Source organism: Flavobacterium sp., assembly GCF_028712645.1.
Lineage (GTDB): Bacteria > Bacteroidota > Bacteroidia > Flavobacteriales > Flavobacteriaceae > Flavobacterium.
The window spans coordinates 1-3,222 of the sequence record NZ_JAQTPQ010000335.1; the positions used below are offsets into that span (position 1 = coordinate 1).

The window sequence follows — 3,222 nt, forward strand, 5'->3', positions numbered from 1 at the left end:
AATTCGGAATCGTAGGAAGTGATAAAAAACAACGCGGAACGGTTGAGAAAATAGCAACTAATCAGTGACAGATTGCTTCGTGCCTCTCAATGACACTCCTAATTTATAGCCCTTAACTCAATAAAATGGAAGTATTTTTTAGCCCTGATGCTTGGATTGCCTTATTAACATTAACATTTCTGGAAATCGTACTGGGAATAGACAACATTATTTTTATTTCGATTGCCACTGGAAAACTACCAGCTGAACAACGAAAAAAAGCAACTAAAGTGGGAATGTTTCTGGCTATGTTTATGAGAATTGGGCTTTTGCTAGGGATATCTTATCTTATCGCCATGAAAGAACCTTGGTTTTCAATTGATTTTAGCTGGTTTAACGCCCAAATTTCCGGTCAAAGTATTATCTTGCTTCTCGGTGGATTATTCTTGATTTATAAAAGCACGAACGAAATTCGTGAAAAAGTAGAAAACAAAGGAGGTGAAGAAAAAGAATTGAGCAAAGCTGCGGCAAAATCGTTTCAAAGTGTGATTCTGCAAATTATAATGATTGATTTAGTTTTTTCGTTTGATAGCATTTTAACAGCTGTAGGAATGACAAATGGCATTCACGGAGCCTTGTATATTATGATTACGGCTGTGGTTATTTCGGTTTTAATTATGATGCAATTTGCGGTTCCTGTAGGTAATTTTGTCAACAAGCATCCATCTATACAAATATTAGGATTATCCTTTTTAATCTTAATTGGATTTATGTTACTGACAGAAAGTGCTCATTTATCGAATGCACTCATTTTTGGAAATCATGTAACTCCAGTGCCAAAAGGGTATTTGTATTTTGCTATTTCTTTCTCGCTTTTAGTGGAAGTTTTAAATATGAAAGCCGCCAAGAAAAAGAATTAATAGAAGTATATTAAAATCAAAAGTCCTAAAGTTAAATATTCAACTTTAGGACTTTCTGTTTTTAGGACTCTTTCGACTTGAAACTAAAACAAAGTAGTTTGTCCGTCTTCGTCTAACTGAATCTCTTCATCATTAGCTGTTTCGACTTTTGTTTCGCCTTCAACTTCTAATTCTTCGGGAACAACCTCTTCAGGTTCTTCATAAGGCAAGGGTTCCAAAAGATTAACTTGCTTCAATTTATCGGTTGTTAATTGATTTCCGAGTGCTTTAAAACCTTTCACGGCAATGAAATTCTCAATATCAACCGTTTGATTTTCTTTTTGAACTCCTTTTACTTTTGCAAAAATCAATTCTGCCACAGGACGATAGTCAGTTGAAACAATTTCTAACTGTGATTTAGGATGTTCTGTGATGAAAGTTTCTTCCTTGTTTTCGTTTTCAACCAAGAAACGTTTCACGTAGTAACGCTCTTTTTCTCCATCAAAATAAATAGTAGAAATAGGTTTTTTGGGATGCCATTTTTCCAAAATAATCATATCTTCATCAAAATGTGTTGTCAATTCTGGAATAATTGTTTTTAATTTTCCTGATTGATTTATAATCAGCAATCTATCATTAGGTCTAAATTCTCCCAGCAATTCGCCTCTTGCTTCTACATTTAATTTTTGAACTGTGTCGTCAAACCAAATTTTCCTTGGTTTTAAAGTCGAAATTCCTTTTTCCTTAATTTCGATTTTTTTGATTGGATATTTAGTGACCAAATTCCCTTTCGAAGCGCGGCCTTTTATGGCAATATTGGCAAAATCCAAATCCCATTTCAGTTTTTTGATACTTCCTATTTGACGCAAGATAATCGTGATTACTTCGGCTTCTCCATTTGGATTACAAGTGAAATACAGGATTTGCGAACCTTTGGTTTCATTAGTCAAATCGTATAATTTATCTCTCGTAACTCCCGAAACATTAAAACGCTTGATGTAAGACGGCCCTGATTTTCCGTCACGATAAATCATATTGTAAATTGTGCGTTTGTCACTTTTATCAAAAACCGCAACGTGAATGATGTCTTTACCAACGAATTTTTTGTCATCGACTTTGCAAATCATCATATTCCCATCTCGAAGAAAAACAATTACATCATCTATATCTGAACAATCAGTTACATATTCATCTTTTTTCAATCCCGTTCCAATGAAGCCTTCTTCCCTATTTACGTACAATTTTGTGTTTCTTAAAGCTACTTTTGTGGCTTCGATATTGTCAAAACTGCGCAACTCGGTTTGGCGTTCTCTTCCTTTTCCGTATTTTTCTTTTAATTTAGTAAAATAAGCAATTGCAAAATCGACTAGGTTGGCTAAATTAAATTCGACTTCCTTCATTTCATCTTCTAACTTAGCAATAAAATCATCGGCTTTGTCAGAGTCAAAACGAGTAATACGAATCATTGGAATTTGAGTCAATCGTTGCAAATCATCGTCGTTAATTTCACGAACGAATGATTTTTTGAAAGGCTCAAATCGGTCATACATATACTTGTAAAGAGTTTCTCTGTCAGAATACAATTTAAAGTCAATGTACATTTCTTCACGAATGAAGATTTTTTCCAAGGTAGAAAAATGCCATTTGTTTTTTAATTCCTCTAATTGAATTTCTAATTCTTGACGTAATAAATCAACTGTTCTGTTTGTTGAAATTTTCAACATATCCGAAACTCCCACAAACAAAGGTTTGTTGTCTTCAATTACACAACCCAAAGGTGCTACCGAAGTTTCGCAAGCCGTAAAAGCAAACAAGGCATCGATGGTTTTATCTGGTGAAACACCTGGATAAAGATGAATTAATATCTCGACTTCGGCTGCTGTATTGTCTTCGATTTTCTTGATTTTGATTTTACCTTTTTCGTTGGCTTTCAAAATGCTGTCAATCAAAGTAGTTGTATTTGTAGAAAACGGAATTTGGGTAATGACCAAAGTATTTTTGTCCAGTTGTCCTATTTTGGCACGCACACGCACGCGTCCGCCGCGCATTCCATCATTATAATTGGATACATCAGCAATTCCTGCAGTCATAAAATCAGGATATAATGTAAACGGTTTTCCTTTTAATATTTTTATAGAAGCGTCAATTAGTTCATTAAAATTATGAGGCAATACTTTGGTGGAAAGACCAACCGCAATTCCTTCTGCTCCTTGCGCTAATAGCAACGGAAATTTCACAGGAAGATTATTGGGTTCGGCACGACGACCGTCATAAGAAACACCCCAATCGGTAATTTTTGGAGAATACAAAACCTCTAAAGCAAATTTTGATAAACGTGCTTCGA

2 protein-coding genes are annotated in these 3,222 nt (G+C 34.6%); one reads left to right on the forward strand and one right to left on the reverse strand.

All coding sequences use genetic code 11. The features are described 5' to 3' along the window. Positions 1-125: 125 nt before the first annotated feature. Positions 126-899 carry a TerC family protein gene (locus PHC28_RS17385; protein WP_300103527.1) on the forward strand — a complete coding sequence of 258 codons (774 nt, stop codon included), beginning with the start codon at positions 126-128 and terminating at the stop codon, positions 897-899. Positions 900-982: 83 nt separating this feature from the next. Here the strand turns inward: PHC28_RS17385 and PHC28_RS17390 are convergent. Beyond that, on the reverse strand, positions 983-3,222 hold a 2,240-nt coding region (locus PHC28_RS17390; protein WP_300103529.1), incomplete at its 5' end, for a DNA gyrase/topoisomerase IV subunit A.